25 protein-coding genes, 1 other RNA gene and 1 pseudogene are annotated in these 22,556 nt (G+C 56.3%); 14 read left to right on the forward strand and 13 right to left on the reverse strand.

Features of this window, described 5'->3' with window-relative positions; genetic code table 11:
- Positions 1-236 precede the first annotated feature (236 nt).
- The 8 genes from ACNKH6_RS03425 (at position 237) to ACNKH6_RS03460 (ending at position 6,897) form a co-directional block, all read left to right on the forward strand.
- Positions 237-1,349 (forward strand): ABC transporter ATP-binding protein, encoded by a 1,113-nt coding sequence (locus ACNKH6_RS03425; protein WP_417914145.1) that lies wholly within the window; start codon positions 237-239, stop codon positions 1,347-1,349.
- The gene (locus tag ACNKH6_RS03430) at positions 1,350-2,180 is read left to right on the forward strand and encodes an ABC transporter permease (protein ID WP_417914146.1); all 831 of its coding nucleotides are present in this window, start codon (positions 1,350-1,352) and stop codon (positions 2,178-2,180) included.
- Positions 2,181-2,960 (forward strand): ABC transporter permease, encoded by a 780-nt coding sequence (locus ACNKH6_RS03435; protein WP_417914147.1) that lies wholly within the window; start codon positions 2,181-2,183, stop codon positions 2,958-2,960.
- 26 nt (positions 2,961-2,986) lie between these two features.
- Entirely contained in the window at positions 2,987-4,087 is a 1,101-nt protein-coding gene (locus tag ACNKH6_RS03440) for an extracellular solute-binding protein (protein WP_417914148.1), read from the forward strand.
- 183 nt (positions 4,088-4,270) lie between these two features.
- Positions 4,271-4,801, forward strand: coding sequence for a hypothetical protein (locus ACNKH6_RS03445; protein ID WP_417914149.1), 531 nt, complete (start codon positions 4,271-4,273; stop codon positions 4,799-4,801).
- A complete protein-coding gene (locus ACNKH6_RS03450) occupies positions 4,774-5,475 on the forward strand; it encodes an O-antigen ligase family protein (RefSeq protein WP_417914150.1) in 702 nt (233 codons plus the stop codon). The genes ACNKH6_RS03445 and ACNKH6_RS03450 overlap by 28 nt, the downstream gene beginning before the upstream one ends.
- A gap of 307 nt (positions 5,476-5,782) precedes the next feature.
- Entirely contained in the window at positions 5,783-6,469 is a 687-nt protein-coding gene (locus ACNKH6_RS03455) for an HAD-IA family hydrolase (protein ID WP_417914151.1), read from the forward strand.
- Positions 6,470-6,492: 23 nt separating this feature from the next.
- Positions 6,493-6,897 carry a PilZ domain-containing protein gene (locus ACNKH6_RS03460; RefSeq protein WP_417914152.1) on the forward strand — a complete coding sequence of 135 codons (405 nt, stop codon included), beginning with the start codon at positions 6,493-6,495 and terminating at the stop codon, positions 6,895-6,897.
- A gap of 49 nt (positions 6,898-6,946) precedes the next feature.
- On the opposite strand, the gene ACNKH6_RS03465 is transcribed toward ACNKH6_RS03460, so the two are convergent.
- The 12 genes and pseudogenes from ACNKH6_RS03465 to ACNKH6_RS03520 form a co-directional block, all read right to left on the reverse strand.
- Positions 6,947-8,002: a hypothetical protein gene (locus ACNKH6_RS03465; RefSeq protein ID WP_417914153.1), complete on the reverse strand. Its 1,056-nt coding sequence runs from the start codon at positions 8,000-8,002 to the stop codon at positions 6,947-6,949.
- A 70-nt stretch (positions 8,003-8,072) separates the two neighbouring features.
- Positions 8,073-8,969: a dihydropteroate synthase gene (locus ACNKH6_RS03470; RefSeq protein ID WP_417914154.1), complete on the reverse strand. Its 897-nt coding sequence runs from the start codon at positions 8,967-8,969 to the stop codon at positions 8,073-8,075.
- Positions 8,970-9,131: 162 nt separating this feature from the next.
- Positions 9,132-9,986: a 16S rRNA (adenine(1518)-N(6)/adenine(1519)-N(6))-dimethyltransferase RsmA gene (gene rsmA / locus ACNKH6_RS03475; RefSeq protein WP_417914155.1), complete on the reverse strand. Its 855-nt coding sequence runs from the start codon at positions 9,984-9,986 to the stop codon at positions 9,132-9,134.
- 2 nt (positions 9,987-9,988) lie between these two features.
- Positions 9,989-10,504 carry a DUF2062 domain-containing protein gene (locus ACNKH6_RS03480; protein ID WP_417914156.1) on the reverse strand — a complete coding sequence of 172 codons (516 nt, stop codon included), beginning with the start codon at positions 10,502-10,504 and terminating at the stop codon, positions 9,989-9,991.
- Positions 10,501-11,037 (reverse strand): DUF2062 domain-containing protein, encoded by a 537-nt coding sequence (locus ACNKH6_RS03485; RefSeq protein ID WP_417914170.1) that lies wholly within the window; start codon positions 11,035-11,037, stop codon positions 10,501-10,503. The genes ACNKH6_RS03480 and ACNKH6_RS03485 overlap by 4 nt, the downstream gene beginning before the upstream one ends.
- 25 nt (positions 11,038-11,062) lie before the next feature.
- Positions 11,063-11,590, reverse strand: coding sequence for a DUF2062 domain-containing protein (locus tag ACNKH6_RS03490; protein WP_417914157.1), 528 nt, complete (start codon positions 11,588-11,590; stop codon positions 11,063-11,065).
- Between the two features lie 4 nt (positions 11,591-11,594).
- Complete coding sequence (tsaD, locus tag ACNKH6_RS03495) at positions 11,595-12,596, reverse strand: tRNA (adenosine(37)-N6)-threonylcarbamoyltransferase complex transferase subunit TsaD (protein ID WP_417914158.1); 1,002 nt, start codon at positions 12,594-12,596, stop codon at positions 11,595-11,597.
- A gap of 39 nt (positions 12,597-12,635) precedes the next feature.
- Positions 12,636-12,809: a dual CXXC motif small (seleno)protein gene (locus tag ACNKH6_RS03500; RefSeq protein ID WP_417914159.1), complete on the reverse strand. Its 174-nt coding sequence runs from the start codon at positions 12,807-12,809 to the stop codon at positions 12,636-12,638.
- Between the two features lie 10 nt (positions 12,810-12,819).
- Complete coding sequence (gene pyrE, locus ACNKH6_RS03505) at positions 12,820-13,401, reverse strand: orotate phosphoribosyltransferase (RefSeq protein WP_417914171.1); 582 nt, start codon at positions 13,399-13,401, stop codon at positions 12,820-12,822.
- 45 nt (positions 13,402-13,446) lie between these two features.
- Positions 13,447-13,785, reverse strand: a pseudogene (locus ACNKH6_RS03510) (NUDIX hydrolase); the annotation flags it as partial.
- Positions 13,786-13,805: 20 nt separating this feature from the next.
- An RNA gene (gene rnpB / locus ACNKH6_RS03515) (RNase P RNA component class A) lies at positions 13,806-14,181 on the reverse strand.
- A 97-nt stretch (positions 14,182-14,278) separates the two neighbouring features.
- Positions 14,279-15,529, reverse strand: coding sequence for a hypothetical protein (locus tag ACNKH6_RS03520; protein ID WP_417914160.1), 1,251 nt, complete (start codon positions 15,527-15,529; stop codon positions 14,279-14,281).
- Between the two features lie 513 nt (positions 15,530-16,042).
- On the opposite strand from ACNKH6_RS03520, the gene ACNKH6_RS03525 reads away from it, so the two are divergent.
- Together ACNKH6_RS03525 and ACNKH6_RS03530 are read left to right on the forward strand one after the other, a co-directional pair.
- Positions 16,043-16,228, forward strand: a complete 186-nt coding sequence (locus tag ACNKH6_RS03525) for an indolepyruvate ferredoxin oxidoreductase subunit alpha (protein ID WP_417914161.1) — start codon at positions 16,043-16,045, stop codon at positions 16,226-16,228.
- Between the two features lie 50 nt (positions 16,229-16,278).
- The gene (locus ACNKH6_RS03530; RefSeq protein WP_417914162.1) at positions 16,279-17,082 is read left to right on the forward strand and encodes a DUF3786 domain-containing protein; all 804 of its coding nucleotides are present in this window, start codon (positions 16,279-16,281) and stop codon (positions 17,080-17,082) included.
- Here ACNKH6_RS03530 and ACNKH6_RS03535 read toward each other — a convergent pair whose 3' ends face one another.
- Positions 17,083-19,332 carry a COR domain-containing protein gene (locus ACNKH6_RS03535; protein ID WP_417914163.1) on the reverse strand — a complete coding sequence of 750 codons (2,250 nt, stop codon included), beginning with the start codon at positions 19,330-19,332 and terminating at the stop codon, positions 17,083-17,085.
- Positions 19,333-19,653: 321 nt separating this feature from the next.
- Here ACNKH6_RS03535 and ACNKH6_RS03540 point away from each other — a divergent pair, with 321 nt between their 5' ends.
- From ACNKH6_RS03540 to ACNKH6_RS03555, 4 genes are all read left to right on the forward strand, one after another.
- The gene (locus ACNKH6_RS03540) at positions 19,654-20,061 is read left to right on the forward strand and encodes a hypothetical protein (RefSeq protein WP_417914164.1); all 408 of its coding nucleotides are present in this window, start codon (positions 19,654-19,656) and stop codon (positions 20,059-20,061) included.
- 139 nt (positions 20,062-20,200) lie between these two features.
- Positions 20,201-21,265 (forward strand): dTDP-glucose 4,6-dehydratase, encoded by a 1,065-nt coding sequence (gene rfbB, locus ACNKH6_RS03545; RefSeq protein ID WP_417914165.1) that lies wholly within the window; start codon positions 20,201-20,203, stop codon positions 21,263-21,265.
- Entirely contained in the window at positions 21,262-21,807 is a 546-nt protein-coding gene (gene rfbC / locus ACNKH6_RS03550) for a dTDP-4-dehydrorhamnose 3,5-epimerase (protein ID WP_417914166.1), read from the forward strand. Before rfbB ends, rfbC begins: the two co-directional genes overlap by 4 nt.
- Positions 21,808-21,835: 28 nt before the next feature.
- On the forward strand, positions 21,836-22,556 hold a 721-nt coding region (locus tag ACNKH6_RS03555; RefSeq protein WP_417914167.1), incomplete at its 3' end, for an Rpn family recombination-promoting nuclease/putative transposase.

The following is a 22,556-nucleotide window of genomic DNA, read 5'->3' on the forward strand; positions in this document are numbered from 1 at the left end:
GGAAGCAACAATACGGGAGAAGACAGGGCAAAGTCAATCAGAAACGGCGGCAAAACAGGATTTCCCGCCGTAGCGGCGGGTGAATTTTATCTTGACAAGACGGCCTGTGGACGAGTATTTTCCATTTGCTGTCCGCCGGTTATAATGGGTCGGAATTCACATCAATTGCAACGGGATGCCGCCTGCCGCCGCAGCGGAGGGCAGGAAGGGCGTTTCATCATCCTCAGGTTGACGCGGTGAAAAGCAGCCAGGTCACTATCAAGAACGTTTCAAAACAGTTCGGCGATTTTGTTGCCTTGAACAACACCTCGCTGACCATCAGCAAGGGCGGCTTTTATTCATTGCTCGGCCCGTCCGGCTGCGGCAAGACGACATTGCTCCGCATTATCGGCGGATTTGAAATGCCGAGCGAAGGTTCTGTCTATTTTGACGACGTGGATGTGCTGCCGCTGCCGCCGAACAAACGGCACGTTAACACGATCTTCCAGAGCTACGCCCTTTTTCCTCATCTGACGGTCTTTGAGAACGTCGCTTTTCCGCTCCGTCTGCGCAAAATTGCCGAAGCGGAGATCAAAAAAGCGGTCGAGGAAAACCTGACCTTGGTCAAAATGGAGAGCGAGGGCAAAAAATATCCCCGTCAGCTTTCCGGCGGCCAGAAGCAGCGCATCGCCATCGCCCGCGCTTTGATCAACCAGCCGCGAGTCTTGCTGCTGGATGAGCCGCTCTCCGCCTTGGATGCCAAGCTGCGACAGCACATGCTGCTGGAATTGGACGCGATTCACGACAAAGTCGGCATCACCTTCATTTACGTCACTCATGATCAATCCGAGGCCTTGAGCGTTTCGGATCAGGTCTGCGTCCTCAACAGGGGCCAGATTCAGCAGATCGGCACCCCGGCGGAAATCTACGAAAGCCCGGCCAACGAGTTTGTCGCCCGTTTCATCGGCGAAACCAACTATATCCGGGGTAAAGTCATCGCCGTGACCGACGAGGAGAACGCAGTTTTCGAGTCGCCGGAATACGGCAAATTCAACATCTGGCGCGACAAAAAAGTGCAGCCCGGCAGCAGCGTGGCTCTGACCGTCCGTCCTGAGAAAATCCGCATCGCGCCGGGCGAGCCGAGCAATCTGCCGCCGGATGTCAACGTCCTGCGCGGCACGGTCGAGGACATGATCTACACCGGCTTCCAGACGAAATATTTTATCCGCGTCAATGGCACCAAAGAGCCGCTGCTCGTTTTCCGCCAGCATGTGCAGTATTTTATGGACGAAAAGCCGATCACCTGGAAAGATCAGGTCAGCGTCTGGTGGAACACCAAAGACAGCTTCATGGTGGAGGTGAACCAGTAAATGCGCAAAAATTACGGGCCGATCTACGTCGCGCCCATCGCCTTCTGGCTCATCGCCTTTCTGTCCGTGCCGCTGCTCATCACCCTGAGCTACAGCTTCATGGAAAAAGGCCTGTACGGCGGCGTGGAGCTGAAATTTTCCTTGGCTGCTTACAAATCGCTGCTCAACACCGCTGTGCTCAAGGTGCTGCTCAACACTATTGTGATTGCTGTGGCATCAACAGCGATCATGGTTGCGCTGGCTCTGCCCACAGCCTATTACATCGCCCGCAGCCCGATGAAAAATCTGCTCCTGATGCTGATCATCATTCCATTCTGGACGAATTTTTTGATCCGCATCTATGCCTGGATTGCCATACTCGGCAGCAATGGCCTGCTCAACAGCTTTTTGCTCAACACAGGCTTGCTGGACGCGCATATTCAGTTTCTCTACAACCGCTATGCGATTATTTTGGTCATCATCTACACGACCATTCCTTTTGCCATTTTTCCGCTCTATTCGACCATCGAGAAATTTGACTTCTCCCTGATCGAAGCGGCAATGGATTTGGGCGCGTCAAAATTCCGCGCGCTCTGGTTAGTGATGATTCCCAATATCCGCAGCGGCATCACCACCGCCATTCTCTTCACCTTCATCCCGACATTCGGCAATTTCGCCGTGCCGCAGCTGGTCGGCGGGACCGATTCGTGGATGCTGGGCAATCTGATTGTCCGTGAGCTGAACATAACCAGAAACTGGCCGTTAGCCTCCTCCATTTCCGTGGTGCTGACTTCCGTGACCATGATCGGTGTTTTTCTCTTCATGCGCTCGCAGAGCAAAAAGGAGCTGTAGATGAGCAAGCCGGGCAAATTCTCCTTGGGTGTCTTTCTTTTTGTCACCTTCTTTCTGCATCTCCCCTTAGTCATTCTCGTCATCTCCTCCTTCAACAGCTCCAAGTCCATGCGCTGGGAGGGCTTCTCGCTGAAGTGGTATCATGAGCTGTTCTACAACTCGCAGCCGCTTTGGCACAGCTTTTACAACAGCATCATCGTCGCCGTTTCATCCGCTGTGACCGCCACTGTCATCGGCTCGCTGGGCGCAATCGGTCTTTGCTGGTACAATTTCAAGATGAAAAAGGCCATTCAGACGCTGACCTTTTTCCCCATCATCCTGCCGGAAATCATCATCGGTGTGTCCATTCTCATCTTCTTCAACAAGATCGGCTTGCAGCTCAGTTTGCTCACGGTCTTTCTTGCTCACGTGACCTTCAACATCCCCTTTGTCCTGATGACAGTGATGGCTCGTTTGGAGGAATTTGATTATTCCATTGTTGAAGCGGCCTATGATCTCGGCGCGAACGAATTTGACATGCTCCTGCGCATACTTCTGCCCATCGCCATGCCAGGGATCATCGCCGGACTGCTGCTGGCCGTCACCCTCTCATTGGAGGATTTCGTCATCACCTTCTTTGTTGCCGGGCCAGGTTCTTCAACCCTGCCGCTGCATATTTTCTCAATGATCCGCTTCGGCGTGTCGCCGACCATAAATGCGCTGTCGGTGGTGATTATTGTCGGCACCGCGCTGCTGGCGTGGTCAACCAAGAATCTCTACTCTTCCTTGCTGAAGAGATAACTCATTTTCAATAACGGAGCGTCATCATGAAGAAACTGCCTTTAGTGCTGCTTTCGGCAGCAGTCTGTCTTGTTCTGCACGGCTGTTCAGAAGATAAAAAAGAAGAGCAGCAGACTCCTCAAAAAAAGGCTGCAGCGCAAAATCAGCCAGCCGCGCAGGCGAACGAGCCGCAGAAGCTCTACATCTACAATTGGACCTACTATATTCCTGATCAAGTGGTGAAAGACTTTGAAAGCCAGAATCAGGTCAAAGTCGTGTATGACATGTACGCCTCAAATGAGGAGATGTTCACCAAATTAAAGGCGGGCGGCAGTGGCTACGACCTTGTTTTTCCTTCTGGTGATTATGTCTCGATCATGGCCAAGGAAAACATGCTGGAGCCAATTGACAAGAGCAAGGTGCCAAACTTCGCTCACATTGATCCAGCCATTCTGGCAAAAATTCATTTTGACGAGGGGAACAAATATTCCGTTCCCTACATGATGGGCGCGGCGGGAGTGGCAGTGAATACGAAGCAGGTTCCGGCAGGTTTTGACAAAAGCTGGACGCTCTTCAATCGTGACGACCTTAAAGGCCGGATGACCATGCTCGACGACATGCGCGAGGTGCTTGGTGCCGCCCTCAAATCGCTGGGCTACTCCGTCAATACCAAAAACCTTGAAGAGCTGAAGAAGGCGAAGGACTTAGTCAAGCAATGGAAAAGCAAAATCGTCAAGTTTGACGCGGAGTCCTTTGCTAAAGGCTTTGCCGCCGGTGAATTCTGGGTCGTGCAGGGCTACGCTGAGAACATTTTCCTTGAGTTGGACGAGGAGGCGAAGAAGAACGTTGCGTTCTTCATTCCAAAAGAAGGCAGCGCGATGTACATGGACAGCATGGTGCTGCTGAAAAACGCCAAGAATAAGGATATGGCCTACAAATTCATGAACTATATTCATGAACCGAAGGTGTATGCCAAAATTGTTGATTTCCTTACGCTGCCTTCCATCAACGTGCCAGCCCGCAATCTTCGTGCCAAGAAACCAAATTACGAGATCAGCGATCTTGCGCGCTCGGAGTTCAAGGAGGATCTTGGTGAAACGCTGAAGGACTACAATCAGGTTTGGCAGGAAATCGTTGTCGGTGAATGATTGCCAGCGTGTCTGCTCTTCCGGCCTATGCTCCTCCAGTATAGGCCGATTTTTTATCTGCGCTTCGCTTCAGAGTTGCAATAGCTAATTTACGGAAACCGCGCATTTTACGGCAACACCAAGCTGCTGGCCAGAGCAAAACTTCTCGCTGACTTGGTGAAGTATCGAGCAGCTATTGATAAAATGAATTTTTCCAAATGGATCACGATAAGCGCGACGGCCCTGTTGCTCCTGTTTCCGCCTTTGGCTCTGGGAGCAGTTCAAGATTGGGCTGTCGGCGTTATTTTTCTTCTCGTTCTTGCCGCTGCCGCAGGCAGTCTGCTGCAGCCGCATCGCGCTTTCTTCCTGCAAGCAACCCCGCTGACCGCGCCACTTGCGGTGCTGTCCATCTTAACCGCCTGTTCTTTTTTTTGGTCTGTTCATCGCTATCTCAGCATGATAGCGGTTAGTCAGCTATTTGCCTGCCTGCTGTTTCATTATGTCGTGCTGCACCTGAGCCAAGAGCGTTCCTGCTTGATTTTTCTGCTGTATTGGATTATCAGCGTTTCCACGCTGCTCTGTCTCATCGGGTTGTCGCAGCGCAATGGAGTGGATCCGGTGCCTTGGCTGGATTATCTTGGCGGGCTGCCGCGAACGCCTTGGCTGACTGCGACCTTTGTCAATCACAGCCATCTGGCTGGCTGGAAATGTCCTTTCCGCTGCTGCTTTGCCTGATTTTGTTCGGCTGTCAGCGGGAATGGCTGCCGGTGCAGCTTCTGCTCTTGATATTGCAGGGAGTTTGTCTCATTCTGACCTGCTCTCGCGGGGGATGGGCAGGTGCGGCAGCGGCCATTTTATTCATCTTGATTTGGCTGCTGGCCAAACACCGCAGCAGACGCTGGCGGATTATTTTCTTTTCCAGTGTGCTCGCAGCAGTTATTTCCGTCCTGCTGCTTGCGTCTCCTCTGATCGTGCGCCGTCTTCATGAGGCTGAACTTGCCAGCCGAATGCTGGCGTGGCGCGGCACAGTTGACATGATTCTGGCGCATTGGCTCACTGGTTCAGGCCCTGGCACCTATCCTTTTGTCTTTGCTCAATTTCAGCCGCCCGGCCTTGGTGATGTCCGGTTCAACAGAGCGCACAATGATTATTTGCAATTCACCGCTGAATTAGGTGTTGGTCTGCCTCTTTTGATCATCTGGATGATGGCCGTGTTGTACCGGCACGGTCTGTGGAAATTGGATGTTTCGTCCAGCAGATTGATCAACGCGGCAACATTGGGCAGTCTTGCCGGAATCACCGCGATGGCAGTGCACAGTTTTGCGGATTTTAATTTTCATATTCCTGCTAACGCCCTGCTTTTTTCAGCTCTTGCCGCGATTGCAATCAGTGATTCGGCAGTGGGATAACACCCTTTGAAAAAATTTAAAAATACGATCTTGGCTTCGTTCGTGCTGATGTAAAAACCTCCTTCAGATGCCGGAGGAGGAGAGCATTGAGCATCCCCGTTTGATCAAGCCAAAAAACGCAGACAAACTGGATGGTTGAACGCTTCAACGGCAGAATTGAAGAGGTGCTGAGTCGGCATTTTCATATCTGCACCTTCAATATTCCTCAAAAAAACCTCGCTCTTAACAAGTGGAGCGAAAATTCATCCTGAACTGTTTAACGAATCAGGATATAAGCATCATCACCTTGACATTTATGCAAAATTCCGTGAAAATATCACAGTCAGCTTGGAATGCCGTTGACACTGTTCTGCTCGACATGGACGGCACTCTTTTAGACAAGCACTTCGATGATTATTTCTGGGAGGTTTATGTCCCGGAACACTACAGCTTAGTCCACAACATTACTGTGGAAGAGGCAGCGCAACAGCTACTGGAACGCTACCGCAAAATGGAAAACTCCCTTCAGTGGTCGGATGTTGAGCATTGGTCGCGTGAGCTGGGCTTGGATATCCCGGAGCTGAAGCTGCGGATTGACCACCTGATTGCTGTGCATCCGCATGTGCGCGAGTTTCTTCAATGCTGCCGCAATATGAACAAGCAGCTATATTTAGTGACCAATGCCCATCCCCGCACCTTGGCTATCAAGCTGGATAAAACCGATCTCGGCGGCTGGTTTGACCGGCTCGTCTGCGCGGATGAAGTTGGTTTTGCCAAGGAGCAGCCGCAGTTCTGGGTGCGGCTGCAAGAAATGCTGGGCTTTGATCCTGCCCGCTCGCTGCTCGCCGACGACACGGAAAAAGTGCTGCGGACAGCCGAGCGGCACGGCATTGGCTGGCTGGTGCATGTGGCTCGGCCCAGCAGCCGCAGGCCAGCCGCCCGCTCCGAACACTATCTCTCAATTGACTCCTTCAGGGAGCTGATTGATTTGGCTGCCGCACCTGCGGCGGAATAAAGGCACGGCAAGGAGACAAGGGAATGATGGAATTGGAAACGAAAGAAAAACGGCGGCAGTTCCGCATGAAGCTGAAAGGCTATATCGCCGACATTGCCGACGGCCATTTTGTGTATGGCGGCATGGTGGAGGATATTTCTTTGGAAGGATTGAGGCTCAATGATCTGCCGGACAAATTTGCTGTGCAGGGCAAACGGTACAGCGTGGTCATCTCCGGCGGGCCAGACTCGCCCTGCTACAAGCTGAATGTCTCACCGTGCTGGCGGCGGAAAAACGGCATCTTAGTGGATGTCGGCTTCAACATCGCTGAAGCGCCGGAAGGCTGGCGGCATTTTGTGCAAAAAATCCTGCGGAAAACAGCGGTGGCGAACAGCACTGAGGCGGGAAATTGCATCAAGGAGCGGTGCGCCTGCTCCTGTCAGACTTGAAATGAAAAGCGGAAGAGCGGGAGGCTGCCGTCTCTTCCGCTCTCACTGCTCAATCATTCCGGCGGCAGGTTTTGAGATAATCTTTGAACACAGCCGGATGCGCACTGATGATTTTGCCCTTCTGCGCACCCAGACCCCGTGTCAGATAGTCAATGGTCTGCTTGTGATTGAGACCTTTTTCCAGGGCCTCGTCAGTCAGCTCGACGATTTTCTGCCTGTCGGCAGGATCAGCAAAATAGCTGAACAGACGATGCTCGTCTGACGGCAGGGCTTCCTGTCCTGCTGCCTCCTGTGCGACCGGGGCCGCCGAGGTGGTCGTCAGTAAAGCCTTATCGGCCTTTTCCCGCACTACAGCCAACTCCTGCTGCATCAGCGCAATATCCCGCTCCAGTGGAGTGATGTCAATCACCTCCGGCTCGCGCTGCTCCAGCAGCCGCAGCCGCTCCGGCAGGTCACCGAGCAGCTCCTCCGGCGAAATGCGCAGAATCTGCTGGGCGGTCTGCTCAACGCAGGACTTCATGCCCCCGACCGCGCTTTCAATGCCTGCCAGCGTGCTCATTGCCCCGCGCACCTCGCCGCGCAAGGTTTCCACCTGAGCAGTGTCCGCCATTTTGGCAGTCAGGTCTTCCAAGGTATCAATCCGGCTGGAAAGCTGCCCGATTTTTCCCGCCAGCAGCTCGCGGGTGGCGTGAAGCTGACTCTGAATGGCCCCGATGTTCGCTTGCAGTTCCTGGCGCATTTCCTCTTTCACCGGTTCAAAATTGACAGGCTCCTCTATTTTTTTTTTGCCAGCCAGCTCAAGCACCGGCACGAGCCAGTCAGCTAAAGTTTGCCGCAGCTCGCCGTACATGCGGGCCGCGCTGTTCCGGTCGGCCAGAGCCACCGCGCCGAGAAAAATGCTGATCAGCACGGCCACACAGAAGACCGCCGCCAGTCCTAATCCGATCAGGAGCTGGACTGCGCGGAACACGGCCTGAATCAGCATCCCGGCTGCCTGAAAGACCGTCGCCTCTGGATGGGCGAGGCTGACTGCAATCAAGCCGATGAAAAAAGCAAAAACTGCCGCAGAATTCAGCAGCGGCTTCCGCATGATGTTGTTTTCCATATATTCTCCATTTTTTTTTACAAAAAGGCATTGCCGGGAGCAGGCGCGCCCGCTCCCGTTCCGTCCTGTCTTACAATGTCAGCCAGGATTCGGAGAAGACCGCCTGGCCGGAAAGCACCTTGTAGGTCTTGTAATGCTCCAAGGCCGAGCCGCTCAGGGCAGATGGATCAGGATCATTGCCGTCCATCATCCCGTGCACCAAATCAACTATATCCTGCCGCTCACCCTTGCAGATCGCCATCAGCTCCTTGTCATAAGCATTGACGATGGCTGTTTTGATGCCGTGCTTCATCAGCATGATCAGGTAGGTGCGGTCCAAATACTTGCGCAGATGCTCGGCCACGCCGTTGGAGACGTTGGACAGGCCGACGGTCGAGCCTGCGCCCGGCGCGATGTCCTGAAGCATCATGAGAAACTCAAGGCCGGAGGCAATCTGATCCGCGCCAAGGGTGATCGGGGTGGCAATGGGATCAAAGAACATTTTCTCGTTGGGGATGCCTGCCGCGCTCAGGGCCATCATCAGATCAACCGCCATCGCCGCCCGCTCGTTGGAGTCGCGCGGCATTCCGTCCGGCCCCCAGAGCAGGGCGATGACATTGCAGCCCGCCTCGGCGGCGACCGGAATGAGTTTCTCCATCCGCTCCGGCTGGGCGGAGATGGAGTTCATGATTGCGACGGTCTTGTTCTTCACCACGTTGAAGCCTGCGGCCATCGCGTCGGTGTTGGTGGTGTCAAGACAAAGCGGCGTGTCCACCGTGCTCTGCACCGTCTCCACCACCCAAGGCAGCAGATTGATTCCATCTTTGCGGGCAGGCCCGATATTGAGATCCAGATACGTTGCTCCGGCGGCGGCTTCCTCCCGCGCCATCTCCTGAATCGGCCCTGGAATGCGCTCTTTCATGGCGGTGCCGCTGCGTTTGCCCATGATGTTGATACTTTCAGCGATTGCCTGCACTGTGATAGCCATCTGCGTTGCTCCTTGGTGTATAAATAAAAATGAAGAGAAAAATAACTGATTTCAAAGATTGCGCCGCTGCTCCGCCCGGCGCGGCTGAACTGTTACAGTTACAAGAAACAGCGCATGTTTTCAAGAGATTTCAGGCAAGGACAGCTCATTTTCTGCGCAACCTCAGGACACGCCGCCCATTGCTCTGGCCAGCCGGACAAAATCCTCCAGTGTCAGCCGCTCGGCACGGTCAGAGGGAGACAGCCCTGCGGCGGCGATGCAGGCGGCCAGCTCGTCTTTGCCGCCCAGCCCGGCGGCGTTGAGACTGTTGAGCAGGGTTTTCCGCCGCTGGCCAAAGGCCGCGCTGACGATGCGGCGGAACAGCTCGCGGTCGTATGCGCCCAGTCGGCGCACCCGCTCCGGCTCTGGATGAAAGGTCAGGCGGAGCAGCAGCGAATCCACCTTAGGCCGGGGATGAAATTCATCCGGGCCGATCTCCATCACCGCCTCGGTCGCGGCGCAGGCGGCCAGCAGCACAGTCGGCGCACCGTAGGCTTTAGTCTGCGGCCCGGCCAGCAGCCGCTCGGCCAGCTCCTTTTGCAGCATGACCAGCACAACGTCAATCCGCTCCCTCTCCTCAATCAGCTTGAACAAAAACGGCGAGGAGATGGAATAGGGCAGGTTGGCGACGATCTTCAGCCTGCCGCCGCAGAGTTCGGCCAGCGCGGCGAAATCCGCCTTGAGCACGTCCTGATGAATGAGGCGGACATTGTCCGGCAGGCCGCCGCGCTCCTCGTGCAGGCGGATGATGCCGGAATCCGCCTCGAGACCAATGACATGCCCGGCGGCCTCGGCCAGCGGCTTCGTCAATGCGCCCAAGCCGACTCCCACCTCAACCACGGTGTCGTCCTTGCTCAGTCCGGCCAGATCAGCGATGCACTCCGCCGTGTGCCGGTGGACAAGAAAATTCTGGCCCAGCTTTTTTGAGGCGGCCAAACCTTCCTGCCGCAGCACGCTTTTGCTTTTTTGGTAAAACATGCTCAGGCCCTGTTGTTCAGGCGGTGCTTCATCGCCCGCTTCCGTTTCACGGTCCAGAAAAACCAGCGGGAGCCAAGGTAGCAGGCCACGCCGGAGACCACGCCGATGATCGTGCCGCCGGTCAGCAGCACGCCCAAGGTTTTCATGCCCAAGCCGCTGACCGCGCTCAAGCCGATGCGCAGCCCCTGATCAAACATGCGCAGGGCGGCTTGCAGCTGGGTCCATGAGCAGCCGCCGGGCAGCACCGCGCTGCCCACCTTCCAGGAAAGATAATACTGAAACATCACGGTCAGCGGGTTGTTGACCACCGTTGAGGAGATGAACGCCGCCACCGTGCTGATCCGCAGGAGCATGGTCAGCGAGACGAGGAAGAAACTCTGCGGTATCAGAGGCAGGTTGCCGATGAAAACCCCGAATCCCACGCCTCTGGCCAAATACTCAGGATCGCCTTTCAGCCGCCGCAGGCGCAGAAAATGATATTTGGACATGCGGAACCATGCTCGTGCTGCGTCAGTCATAGTGTTGTCTTGAAACGTGAGTCAAGCGTCCGCTTCTTCATCCGCCGCCGCTCGTGGACGGCGCGGAAGAATCTGCGGGCGAAAAAATAGCTGATTATTCCAGCGGGCGCACCGATAATGGCGCCGCCCGTCTCAATCACGGCGATAGCTTTGATGCCAAGCCCGCTGAGGGCGGCGAGACTGTGGATCATGCCGCTTAAAAAGCTCTCGTTGGCCAACGCCTCAGACATGGTTTGAAGGGTGCGTTCGAGCTGCTCCCAAGAAAGCCAGCCGGGCAGCACCATGTTGCCCAGCTTCCACGTGAGATAATATTGGGGGATGAAGGTCAGCGGGTTGCTGACCAGAACCCCGGCGATGAAGGCGGCCAAGGTGCTCACCCGCAGGAGGAGAGTCAGCGGCACCAGAATGATAGTTTGCACCGGGGCCAGCGGCAGCACGCCCATGAAAATCCCGAAAGCGAAACCGCGTGCGAGATACTCTGGGTCGCCGCGCAGCCGCTTCATCCGTAAAAATAGCGCGGCAGCCGGGCCAATTTGCGGGCCAGGCCGGGTGCCGCGCTCATGACTTCTTGTTGTTCAGCAGATGCCGCTGCTGCTTCCGCTCCCGCAGCTTGCGGAAGAAGACCAGCGCAGGATAATAGCTGGCCGCGGCCATGACCACGCCCATCACCGCGCCACCGACCTGAAGAGCCAGCAGCGTGTCGAAACCAACGCGGCCAATTTCGCCCAAGCCGCTGATCAATCCTTTCTCAGACACCGTCCGCATCATCATGTGCAATTCATCCATTGATGAGCCTTCGCCCGGCAGGATAAAGATGCCGATCCGCCAGGCTAGATAGTATTGAAGCGTGACCGTGAAGGGATTGTTGACAATGACTGAGGAAATAATGCCGGCGACTGTGCTGGCGTTCAGGGCGATGGTGATGGGGATGAGCAGGATGGTCTGCGGCACAAAGGGCAGGTTGCCCATGAACACGCCAAGAGCGAAGCCGCGCGCTAAATATTTTTGGTCGCCTTTCAGCCGCTTGATCCGCAGGAAGTAATAGCGCGGCAGGCGGGCGAACTTTTGCAAAAAAAGCGGCATCATTGGTTCAGTTCAGCGGCGAACGCGAGAACGCGTCCGCATCCGGGCCGACGCGCTGGCCCGCTTGCAAAAGATGCCAGCCAGCCAAGCCGATCATCGCGGCGTTGTCAGTGCAGAAAAGCGGCGAGGGCAGAAAGCATTGCAGGCTTTCCTCGGCGCAGCGGGCGGTCATCTGCCGCCGCAGCCGCTGATTGGCCGCCACGCCGCCGCCAAGGGCCACGCGCTGATGACCGCAGCGTTTGGCGGCAAGAATGGTTTTCTCGGTCAGCGTGTCGGCAACTGCCTGTTCAAAAGAAGCGCAGATATCCTCGACCGGCACGGGCTGATCAAGCTGGCGCAAGCGGCTGACCTGATTCATCACCGCTGTTTTCAGGCCGCTGAAGCTGAAATCCGCGCTGCCATCCAACAGGGCGCGGGGAAAGGCGAAGGCATCAGCTCGGCCCTGCGCGGCCAGATTGCTCACCGCAGGCCCACCCGGACAACCAAGTTCGAGCAGTTTCGCCACTTTGTCGAAGGCCTCGCCTGCCGCGTCGTCGCGGGTGCGGCCCAGCAGGCGGAATTCGGTCGGGCTGCTGACCGCAAAGAGCGAGCTGGTGCCGCCAGAGGCCACCAAGGCGGTGTACGGAAATTCCGGCTTATTGTCTTCCAAAAGAATCGCCAGCAGATGCCCGGCTAAATGATCCACGCCGACGCAGGGGATATTGCGCACTGAGGCCAGCGACTTGGCAAAGGTGAAGCCCACCAGCAGGCAGCCGACCAAGCCCGGCCCCTGCGTGGCAGCAATCAAGCCGATTTCATCCAGCGTCACTCCGGCCTGGCTCAGAGCTTCATGCACCACTGGCCAAATGGCTTCAATATGACAGCGCGAAGCCAGCTCCGGCACCACGCCGCCGTATTTTTCATGCACGCTGTGCTGGCTGCTGATCACGCTGGCCAGCACCCGGCTGCCGTCTTCCAGCACGGCGGCGGCGGTGTCGTCGCAGGAACTTTCAATGGCAAGGATGCGCATGGCGTTATTGGCGCGGGCGGGACTATGAAGGAAGACAGCTCAGTCGTAAATAATGCAGTTGTGCCGCTCCAGCAGCTTTTCCGTTTCCGGATCCAGTTCTGCCGCCAGCTCATGAATGCGATGCTCTTTGCCGCAGCTCTCGCAGCGGAGGCGGACTTGGCGGCACCGCCGGACAAGCTCCAATTTTTCATGGCCGCATAGTTTGCACTGCATGACGCGCCGTTCAACCGATGAGCTGGGAACGAGTGAAAACGGCCTTCAGCGGATATCCAGCCTTGGCCAGCACGTCAGCACCGCCTTCCTCGCGGTCAACCACAGTCGCCACCAACGCCACTTTGAAACCTTCTTTTTCCACCCGCTCAATCACCTTGAGCAAGGTGCCGCCGGTGGTGACCACATCCTCAATCAAGGCCACCGCGCAGCCCGGTTGCAGATTGCTTTTGCCTTCCAAATAATTGCCCGTGCCGTGGCCTTTGGCTTCTTTGCGGACAATGAAGGCCGGAATCGGGCTGCCGCTGAGATGGCTGACGATAGCTGCTGCCGTCACTAACGGATCTGCGCCAAGCGTCATGCCGCCCACGCCGCCGATGGGCTGCGGATGCTGCCGGATCAGCTCAAACAGCAGCCTGCCACAGAGATAGGCACCTTCCGCATCCAACGTGGTCTGCTTGCCGTCAATATAGAAATCGGATGTCCTGCCAGACGTGAGGGTGAAGGTGCCGGTGCGGCAGGATTTTGCCAGCAGCAGCTCTTTCAACCGCTGTCGCTCAGATGCCGCGCTGCTGGCAAGCTGCGCCTGCGCCACACGTAGCACACTGTGAAAAATTTCGGGCAACAAGGCGGCGGCCTGCGAAAGCGGCACCCATTTTCTTTCCCGATCTTGTTCCCAAGTTTCCACTTCGCCGTGCTCTGTAGCTATATAAAAAGTAAAACGCACCGGCCTGCCTTTGTCGGAAGTATCGTTCACTTCCGCCAGCAGCTCGCCAATATTGATGCGGTAGCCGGATTCCTCCAAGCACTCCCGTGCGGCGGCTTCTGCCAGAGATTCGCCTTTATCCACGCTGCCGACCGGAAAAACCCAGAAGCCTGGCACCTTGCGGGCGGTGACGAGCAGAACGAGCGGCTCGCCTCCCGGCACTGGCTTATAGACAACAGCCCCGGCTTTTTCTTTTACGGATTTTTTGCTCATTGCTGCTCCTTGCTGTGAAAAAATTGGGGCGGACTGTAAGCCGAATTCTGTTCCTGCGATGCTGCTACAGACCATGATCATTTGACTGGGCTGCCGGTCGCCCGGCAGCTCGTGCAACCTACCCGGAAACATCGGACGGGCCGCCCTCAAGCGTTTCCCTATTTGGTCTTGCACCCAGCGGGGTTTGCCGTGCCTTGCCTGTTGCCAGACAAGCGGTGAAGCTCTTACCTCGCCATTTCAACCTTGCCTGTGAACGGTCGCCCGTCCCATCGGCGGTGTGTTTTCTGTGGCACTGTCCCCCGGTTGCCCGGAGTTCCCGTTAGGAACCGCCGCGCCCTGCGGTGTTCGGACTTTCCTCCCCGGCAGCAAGGCCGGAGCGATCATGCGTCCGCCCCAAAACTTGTAACAAAATACCCGATGAAACAAAAAAAAGAAAGCACCCTTTTTGAGGGTGCTTTCTTCTCTCGCGCTGACAACAACGCGGATGCGCAGCTTAGAACTTGACGTTCAGGCGCAGATAATGAGCGAAGTACGCATCTTCAGCAACGCCACCGCCGTTGACACTCGGGGTCAGATAACCAATCTTGTAGGTCAGGCTGGAAGAATCGTTCAGCACGTAGTCAGCCACACCGGAAACCTCGATGGCGCTGTCCATCGTGCCTGCTTTGCTGTTGTCAAAATCAGCATACAGGAAGTTGCCGGTCAGGGTCATCCGCTCGCTGGTTTTGTAGTTGGCAACAAATGCGCCAAACCAAAGTCCTTCAGGAGCGAGATCGCCTACTTTCAGCACCTGCGTGGAGGTGTCGCCGCCGACCATGACAAAGCCGAAGTCGTTGTCAGCAACAAAACCGTCTTTGGTCATACCTGCCAGCACTGCCGGGGTGAACTGGCTGGACATCGCCTTCGACAGCATGACATAACCGCCCAAGCCGTCATCTTCGGTGCCCTGCACGTCAGCAGCTTTATAGGCCAGCTCGGCATGGAAGCCGAAGTCGCAGTTTGCGCCCTCGTTGTTCAGGAACACATCGCCGATTACGCCAGAACGATCTTTGTGAGCTTTGGAGCCAACGTTAGGAACCGCAAAAGAAAGTGCTTTGCCTTTAGCATCAATACCATTGACCATCGTGCTGCCTGTCAAAGCATCCCACTCGCGTTTGTCGTCATCATAACGGACATATCCAACCAAGTTCCACGCGTTTTGCAGTTTGCTTTTCAGAACAAGACCATACTCTGTATAGTCATTGTCATTCCACTTGTCTTTCTCTGTAGTGGCTTCAGCGCGCACACCAACAAACGGGGTGATGCTCAGGTCGCCCTGCTTGTAGGTGGCAGTGAGGCGGGTCGGACGAATGTTCCACGAGAAAAATTTGGAATAATCCGAGTTGATCCGGCCAGCCTTGATATTCCAATCACCAAGCGGAGCGGTCAAATAAGCATAGTCAACAGACAGCTCAGTCCGCTCTTGGCCATTCCAAGGCGCATCATCCTCAAAACCGTAGCCATCAAAATATACACGGGCTTTAGCACCAACACCATTCGCCGGAGCCTTGCCATCAATATTCAGACCAACACGGGACTCAAAAAAATCATCATACCCGTTGGAACTTGCCTTGTCCCGCAGGTAATCCTGTTTCCCGATGTAAGTCACACGGGCATCGCCAGTGACGCTCACTTCAGCCTGAGCCTGAACAGCAGCGGCTCCGGCAAGCATCAGCGCCGTGCCGGCAACAAGCACTTTCTTCATTTCTCTCTCCTTTCCGTTGAACTGTTTGTCTTGCGGTCAACTCCGACGCACATAATTTCACATCCTGATAAATACAAAATATGATACTTTTACGCAAGAGTCAAGGTTAAGTTTTTTAAGCTGTGCAATTTTTTTGCTCCGCCCGGCTGTTTTACTTCAGCACAGCGTGGCACAACAGAGGATATAAATAAAAAATATATTATTATTACAATATGTTATTGTTTGGCACGATTTTTTCCGGTGCAAAGTAAATGAAAAAATGCAAAAAAAGGTTGACACCGTTCTGTTTATTGGTAATTTTGCCGCAGTCAGGGCATAATCTGAACTTAGCTGACGGACGGCGGCTGCCGCCGCGCCAAGCGGATGGACAAAATAACTACGTGCAGCATGGCAGAGTCCGGCCATATCACGGCCTCTGAAATTTGAGCTGCGCCGCAGCGCAATTACGATCAAATAATCAAGGTTGTTTTTTATCACAAGGGGTTGTCAAACCCGCCACCCAAGGAGAACAAAATGTTTGAAGTAGTCGTTGACAAGGACAAATGCACAGGTTGTGAAGAATGCGTCGGCAGCTGCCCAGCCTCCGTGCTGGAGCTGGTTGACGGAAAATCCGAGCCGGTGAACATGGATGAGTGCTTGGGCTGCGAGACCTGTGTTGAGGTCTGCGAGTTCGATGCCATCAGCGTCACCGAGATGTAAAAAATTATGCTGCACGAAGCCGCGCGCTGACCAAGGGCGCGGCTTTTTTCATGCCGGAGCGTCCCTTCTCGCATCTATCAGTTTACAGCGTCCTGCCGAAAAACAACTGCGGCCGCTGCCAGTTGCCTTCCTGTCTGGCCTTTGCCGCTGCTGCCGCTTCTGGCCAGAAACCGCTTGCCGACTGCCCCCTGCTGGATTCACCGACGAAAGAACGGCTTGCCGCCGCCTTGCACGGCAGACCGGAACAGGAATTGTATAAATTCGTCAATGACCTGAGCGAGCTGGAAGAGCAGATCGCCGGGCTGGATTTCACTGTTATTGCCCCGCGCATCGGCGGAACGGTCAAAGATGGCAGGCTGCTGATCCCCTCCTTTGGCAAGGCGTTCGAGATTGACCGCCAAGGCCGGATGCGCTCCGAATGCCACGTCATGCCGTGGGTGCAGTATCCTTTGCTCGCCTATGCCGCCAGCAGCCAGCATCAACTGCCAACCGGCACGTGGGTCAGCTTCCGCGACCTGCCGGGCGGCTTGGACGTGCACAATTTGTTCTGCAAACGCTGCGAGCTGGTCTTGAAAAGGCTTGCCGACGCGCACCCCGGCCTGCTCCACGATCTGGCCGAGCTGTTTCAGGGCACAGAGGCCGCTGGTTTTGCAGCCGACACCGCCCTGATCCTGCATCCCCTCCCGCATTTCCCCATCCTCATCTGCTGGCAGGCCGCTGAAGACGGCTTGGAGTCCAGCTTGAGCATCCTCTTTGATGCCTGCTGCAAGGTGAACCTGCCGGTCAAGGCGGCGTTTTCGCTCTGCATTGGCTTGGCGCAGATGTTTGAGAAGATCGCGCTGCTCCATCGCTGATCAATACTCCTCTGCAAACTGCGGATGCACCCAGAGGAATTCTTGCCGCTTGTTCAGCACTTTCTTCAAACCGCCGAAGCCGATGTCTTTTGCTTTCAAGAGGCTGTGCAGCTCGCGGAGGACAGCACCATCGGCCCGGACAGCCGTTCCATGCGGCAACTCAGCGGCATCCTGCTCGCTTATCCAGCCGCCGAGATTCTTGCCGCCTTTCAGCAGGGCATCAAAGCAGTCTTTGCCAAAGCCGAGCTGCTCCTCAATTGCTTTGTAGCCGGGATCATCTAAAGCCAGCTTGATGCCGGAAGCCGCAGCAGGCAGGACAAGGCTCAAGGTGGCAGTCAAAGTTTGGAAGAAAGGGGCGGTCTCTTTCACCCATTGGCGGGAGAAATCCAGCTCATACACGCCCTGTGTGCTGTCCGCGCCGTTGAGCAAGGGCAGCGGCAGGCGCGAATGCTCGCACCAAAGCACCAGCCGGAACTTGTGGCTGATCCAGTCGGGTTTGTCAAAGAAACCGGGATCAACCGGATACAGGCTGAACAGGCGCGGGCCTTCCTTGGCCTCGTCAACAAAGAGCTGAAACAGGTCGCTGAAGGATTTGTCAATCTGGCTGAGGATGCGGCTGGTTGTTGCGTCCATCCTGTCGAGCTTGAGATTGACCACAGCGAATTCCGCCTGCAACTGCTCAAGGCGGATTGGCTTTTCAGATGGCGCGTTGCGGAGCAGCTCGTCAATATTCTGCCATTCGTTGCAGAGCGGACAGGGCTGATCCGGGCGGCCTCGCCTTTTGTTCTCAATCAGCTTGCGAATCTCAAACAGCCCTTGGCAGGGCGGCAGCAGGCAGGGCACCATCACGTTGCAGCGCAGCCCTTCCCAGAAGAATTTCACCAAATTTTTCACCTCGTCGGTGAGCATGGCGAGGAAGAATTCTGGATATGGGGCACGGACAGTGAGGTGAATGTCATTGCCCTTGTGCTCCAGCAGGGCACGGCCATTGTAGTCGTTATCGAGGAGCAGGCCGCGCTGCCAGTGGACGCTCTCGCAGTGGCAATTGCGGCCCAGCGAGTATTTGTGCAGACGGACAATGAGCTGATAAAACAGCCCTTCCGCATTGGCAGACTGGCCCTTGTCGTCCACAATACGGCAGATTTGCCGCTGCTCAATGTCGCCTGCGCCGGGCTGCTGCGGCCATTCCTGCGCCAACCGTTCTGCCGGGCGGGTGTCGCGGACAAGCTGGGCGATCAAACTGAGCGGGTCGTCCTCGTTCTCTGCGCCCGGTTCCGCTGCCCGATAGGAAAGATCGAAGCGTTCCATCAGGCGGAGGAAAACCGGATGCAGTTCCGCCGGATAGCGGTATTCTTCCTCGCGGGCCGGATCGTTCCAGAGCTGGCTGAGGCGCGACAGGCGGACCAAGCCCTGCCTGTCACGTGTCTCTTCGTCGTCAAGGACAAAACTAATTGCCGTGGCCAGCCAGTCCGGTTTCAGCACCACGAGGTCGCGCAGAGCCTTGTCGTGCTCGTAATGGATGAGATGGCCGAGGCGGTGCGAAATGGTGATGAAGAGCTTGGCGGTCTCCTCGTCCATTTTGCGGTCGTGGCAGACAGCCAGCACCTGTTCCAGCGGCAAGAAGGGCTTGCCGATGTCGCGCAAATCTTGGCGGACTTCCTGAAAGCTCTTGGGCACGGAGCGGCCCACTTCCGGCAGCGAGGCGGCGACCTCAGCAATGCGCCGCTTCAGCTCTTCGATGCCGCGCCGCCCGTCCGCCGCGTCTGGCTTGCTTTCGACAAAGAAGAAGTCCAGCACGGTTTCCTTGCCAAACATGTCCCACAGCTCCTGCCGGGCAATGTCCGGCTGCCGCTGCTTTGGCCCGCCGTGCGTGGCGATGACAAGGATTTTCGCATCCGGTTCACGGCGTTTGATGAGCTGAATCCATTCGTTGACAAAGCCTTGCTGCGGCCCTTCACGCGGCTTCCAAACCACCAGATAGACAGCAGGCGCACTGAAGAAAAGCTGGTGCGTTGGGCGATACACGCGCTGGCCGCCGAAATCCCAGCCGTTGAGAGTGAGTTCCTTGCCACTTTCCGAGTCAGTTAGAAGAACCGGCTTGATTTCGATGCCGTGCGTGGTCGGGCGGCTTTCTTCCCACGGGTCGCCGCGCAACGCGCCAAGCAGGCAGCTTTTGCCCACTTCGCCTTCACCGATCAGAATCAGCTTTGCTTCGTTGAGGATTATCGGTGCGGCTTCGATGTTACGCAAATAATTATAAAAGGACGCTGCACCTTGTTTGTAAGCATATCGAAGTTCAGGAGTGACAATCTTGGTGGAAAAATCGTCATACCAAACACCATCTTTTTTTAGTTCTTCTTCTAATTTGAGTATTTCTCCAAATAAAGATTCAATATAACCTTCTGTATGCTTCTTATTTTCATGTTCACCCTGCATTCCCCATTCATTATGATCAAGCCTCCAGTAATAACAACTTGGACATACTGTAAAATAAGATTCATAGTCATGGCCATAAATAGTCGTCTTTGATACATCATCAAGCAACCGTTTGTTGCATTTTGGACATAACTCATGTTCCATTTTGCCACCTTCCTTTTTTCTTTGCGCCTGTTTCCGCCGCCAATCCACAGTTTTTGTTTCCCGCCTGACATTAGACAACAGCATCAACCCTCCCCGCTGCTCCCGGAAAAACATCGAGCGAGCTTTCTGAAAAACATCGTTCGATGCCATACTGCGGCCTCGCCCGACGGAGCAGCACGCCCTCGCTCGACGCTTTGTATCGAGATCGAGCGACGGCATCATACGCCCTCGCTTGATGCCGTGATACGAGATCGAGCGACGCTTTCTGACGAGATCGCCCGATGTTTTTTTCTGAGCACGGGAGATCCTCATCGGCAAGCACTGCCGCCTGAATCAGGCCGAAAAACAGAACGTCACGCGCAGCATAAACAGTTGCCCAAGCTGCCGCAAGCTGTTTGACAGCCGCGCCGCTGATGTTTTATAGTGTTCAGCACCTATCGTAGGGGCAGGCCCCTGTGCCTGCCCTTGCTGGTCTCATTACAGAAAAGACAATTCGGGCAATCACGGGGGATTGCCCCTACAGGACAACAGGCGCAACATGGCGAAAACAGTGCTGGTCACTGGCGGCTGCGGCTTCATCGGCGTGAACTTCGTCCGCCTGCTGCTGGCGGAAAAGACGGACTGGCGGGTGATCAATCTCGACAAGCTGACCTACGCGGGCAATTTGCAGAGCTTGGCCGATCTCAGCAGCCACCCGAACTACAGCTTTGTCAAAGGCGACATCTGCGACAGCGCGCTGCTGAACAGGCTCTTCCGCGAGCACAAGATTGACACCGTGGCTCATTTCGCCGCCGAGTCGCACGTTGACCGCTCGATCACCGGCCCGGCGGAGTTCATCCAGACCAATGTCGTCGGCACCTTCACCTTGCTGGAGGCGGCGAAGAAGCACTGGGCAGGCAGGAGCGAGGGCTGCCGCTTTCTCCACGTCAGCACTGACGAGGTCTTCGGCTCGCTTGGCGCGACCGGCTTCTTCACCGAGGAGACGGCCTACGATCCGCGCTCGCCTTACTCCGCCTCCAAAGCCTCGTCAGATCATCTGGCGCGGGCCTATTTCCACACCTACGGCCTGCCGGTGCTGATCACCAACTGCTCGAACAATTACGGGCCGTACCAGTTCCCGGAGAAGCTGATTCCGCTCATGCTCAACAACGGCCTGCACGGCAAGCCGCTGCCGGTTTATGGCGACGGCGGCAACGTGCGCGACTGGCTCTATGTGCAGGATCACTGCGAGGCCATAGTCCGGGTGATTGAGCAGGGCAGGCTGGGCGAGTCATACAACATCGGCGGGCACAACGAGAAGACCAATCTGCATGTGGTGCAGCTGCTTTGCGATCTGTTAGACAAAAAGGCTGGGCCGCTGCCGTCCGGCCAGCCGCGCCGCTCGCTGATCACCTTTGTGAAAGACCGGCTCGGCCACGACCGCCGCTATGCCATTGATGCCAGCAAGATTGCCAATGAGCTGGGCTGGCGGCCCAAGATGACCTTTGAGCAGGGGATTGAGAAGACCGTGGACTGGTATCTGCGCAACCGCGACTGGACTGCCGCTGTGACCGACGGCTCCTATCAGGCTTATTATGCAAAGATGTACGGAGACCGCGCATGAACGTCAAGCCGACCAGCATTCCTGATGTCCTGCTGCTTGAGCCGAAGGTTTTCGGCGACGAGCGCGGCTTCTTCTTCGAGAGCTTCAGCCAGCGGCAATGGCAGCAGGCCACCGGCCTGAACACCGTCTTTGTCCAGCACAACCACTCGCGTTCGGCGCAGCATGTCCTGCGCGGCCTGCATTACCAGATACAGCAGCCGCAGGGCAAACTGGTGCGGGTGGTGCAGGGCGAGGTCTTTGATGTGGCGGTGGACATCCGCCGCAGCTCGCCGACCTTCGGGCAGTGGGCCGGGGAAATCCTCTCAGCGGAGAACAAGCGGCAGCTCTGGGTGCCGGAGGGCTTTGCCCACGGCTTCCTTGTCCTGTCGGAGAGCGCGGAATTCCTGTACCTGACCACGGACTACTACGCCCCGGCGCATGAGCGGGCCATCATCTGGAACGACCCGGACTTGCGCATCGCCTGGCCGCTGGCAGGCGAGCCGAACCTTTCCGCCAAAGACCGGCAGGCGAAGAGCTTCCGCGAGGCGGAGCTGTTCGCCTGATATCCCCCTCAACCAGAGGCAGAACGACATGTGCCGGATAAACCCCAGAGTGGATTTCGCCTTTAAAAAGCTCTTCGGCAGCGAGGAGAACAAGGACCTGCTCATCTCCCTGATCAACGCGGTGGTCTCGGAGGAGGATCAGGTCGCGGACGTGACCCTGCGCAACCCCTACAGCCTCGCCGACTATCAGGCGGGCAAGATGTCCATTCTCGACATCAAGGCGGTTGACCGCAAGGGCCGCTGGTTCAACGTCGAGATGCAGATCAGCGAGGACTTGTACTTCGACAAGCGGGCCATCTACTGCTGGGCCAAGCTCGTCACTGAGCAGCTCGCCGAAGGGCAGATGTGCCGGCAGCTCCAGAAGACCGTGAGCATCTGCATCCTCGACTTCAACTTCGTGCCCGGCGACGCGGAGTTCCACAGCCTGTACAAGATCATCAACACCGCCAGCGGCAAGGACGACGGCCTGCATGACCTCTTCGAGCTGCACTATATCGAGCTGCGCAAGTTCAGGAAGGGCTTCGCGGAGCTGGTCAAGCCGCTCGACCGCTGGGCCGCCTTCCTTTCCAGGGCGCACGAGCTGCGGCGGAACGAAATGCCGGAGACAATGGCCGCCGACCGCAGCATTCTCAAGGCGGTGGAGGTGGCAGACCGGATGTTCAATGAGGAGGAGCGGCTGGTCTATGAGACCCGGATGCGCGCCCTGCTGGATGTGGAGAGCAAGATAGCCTCCGCTGAGGAGAAGGGCT

Source organism: Candidatus Electronema sp. JM, from assembly GCF_048287415.1.
In the GTDB taxonomy this organism is placed as follows: Bacteria; Desulfobacterota; Desulfobulbia; order Desulfobulbales; family Desulfobulbaceae; genus Electronema.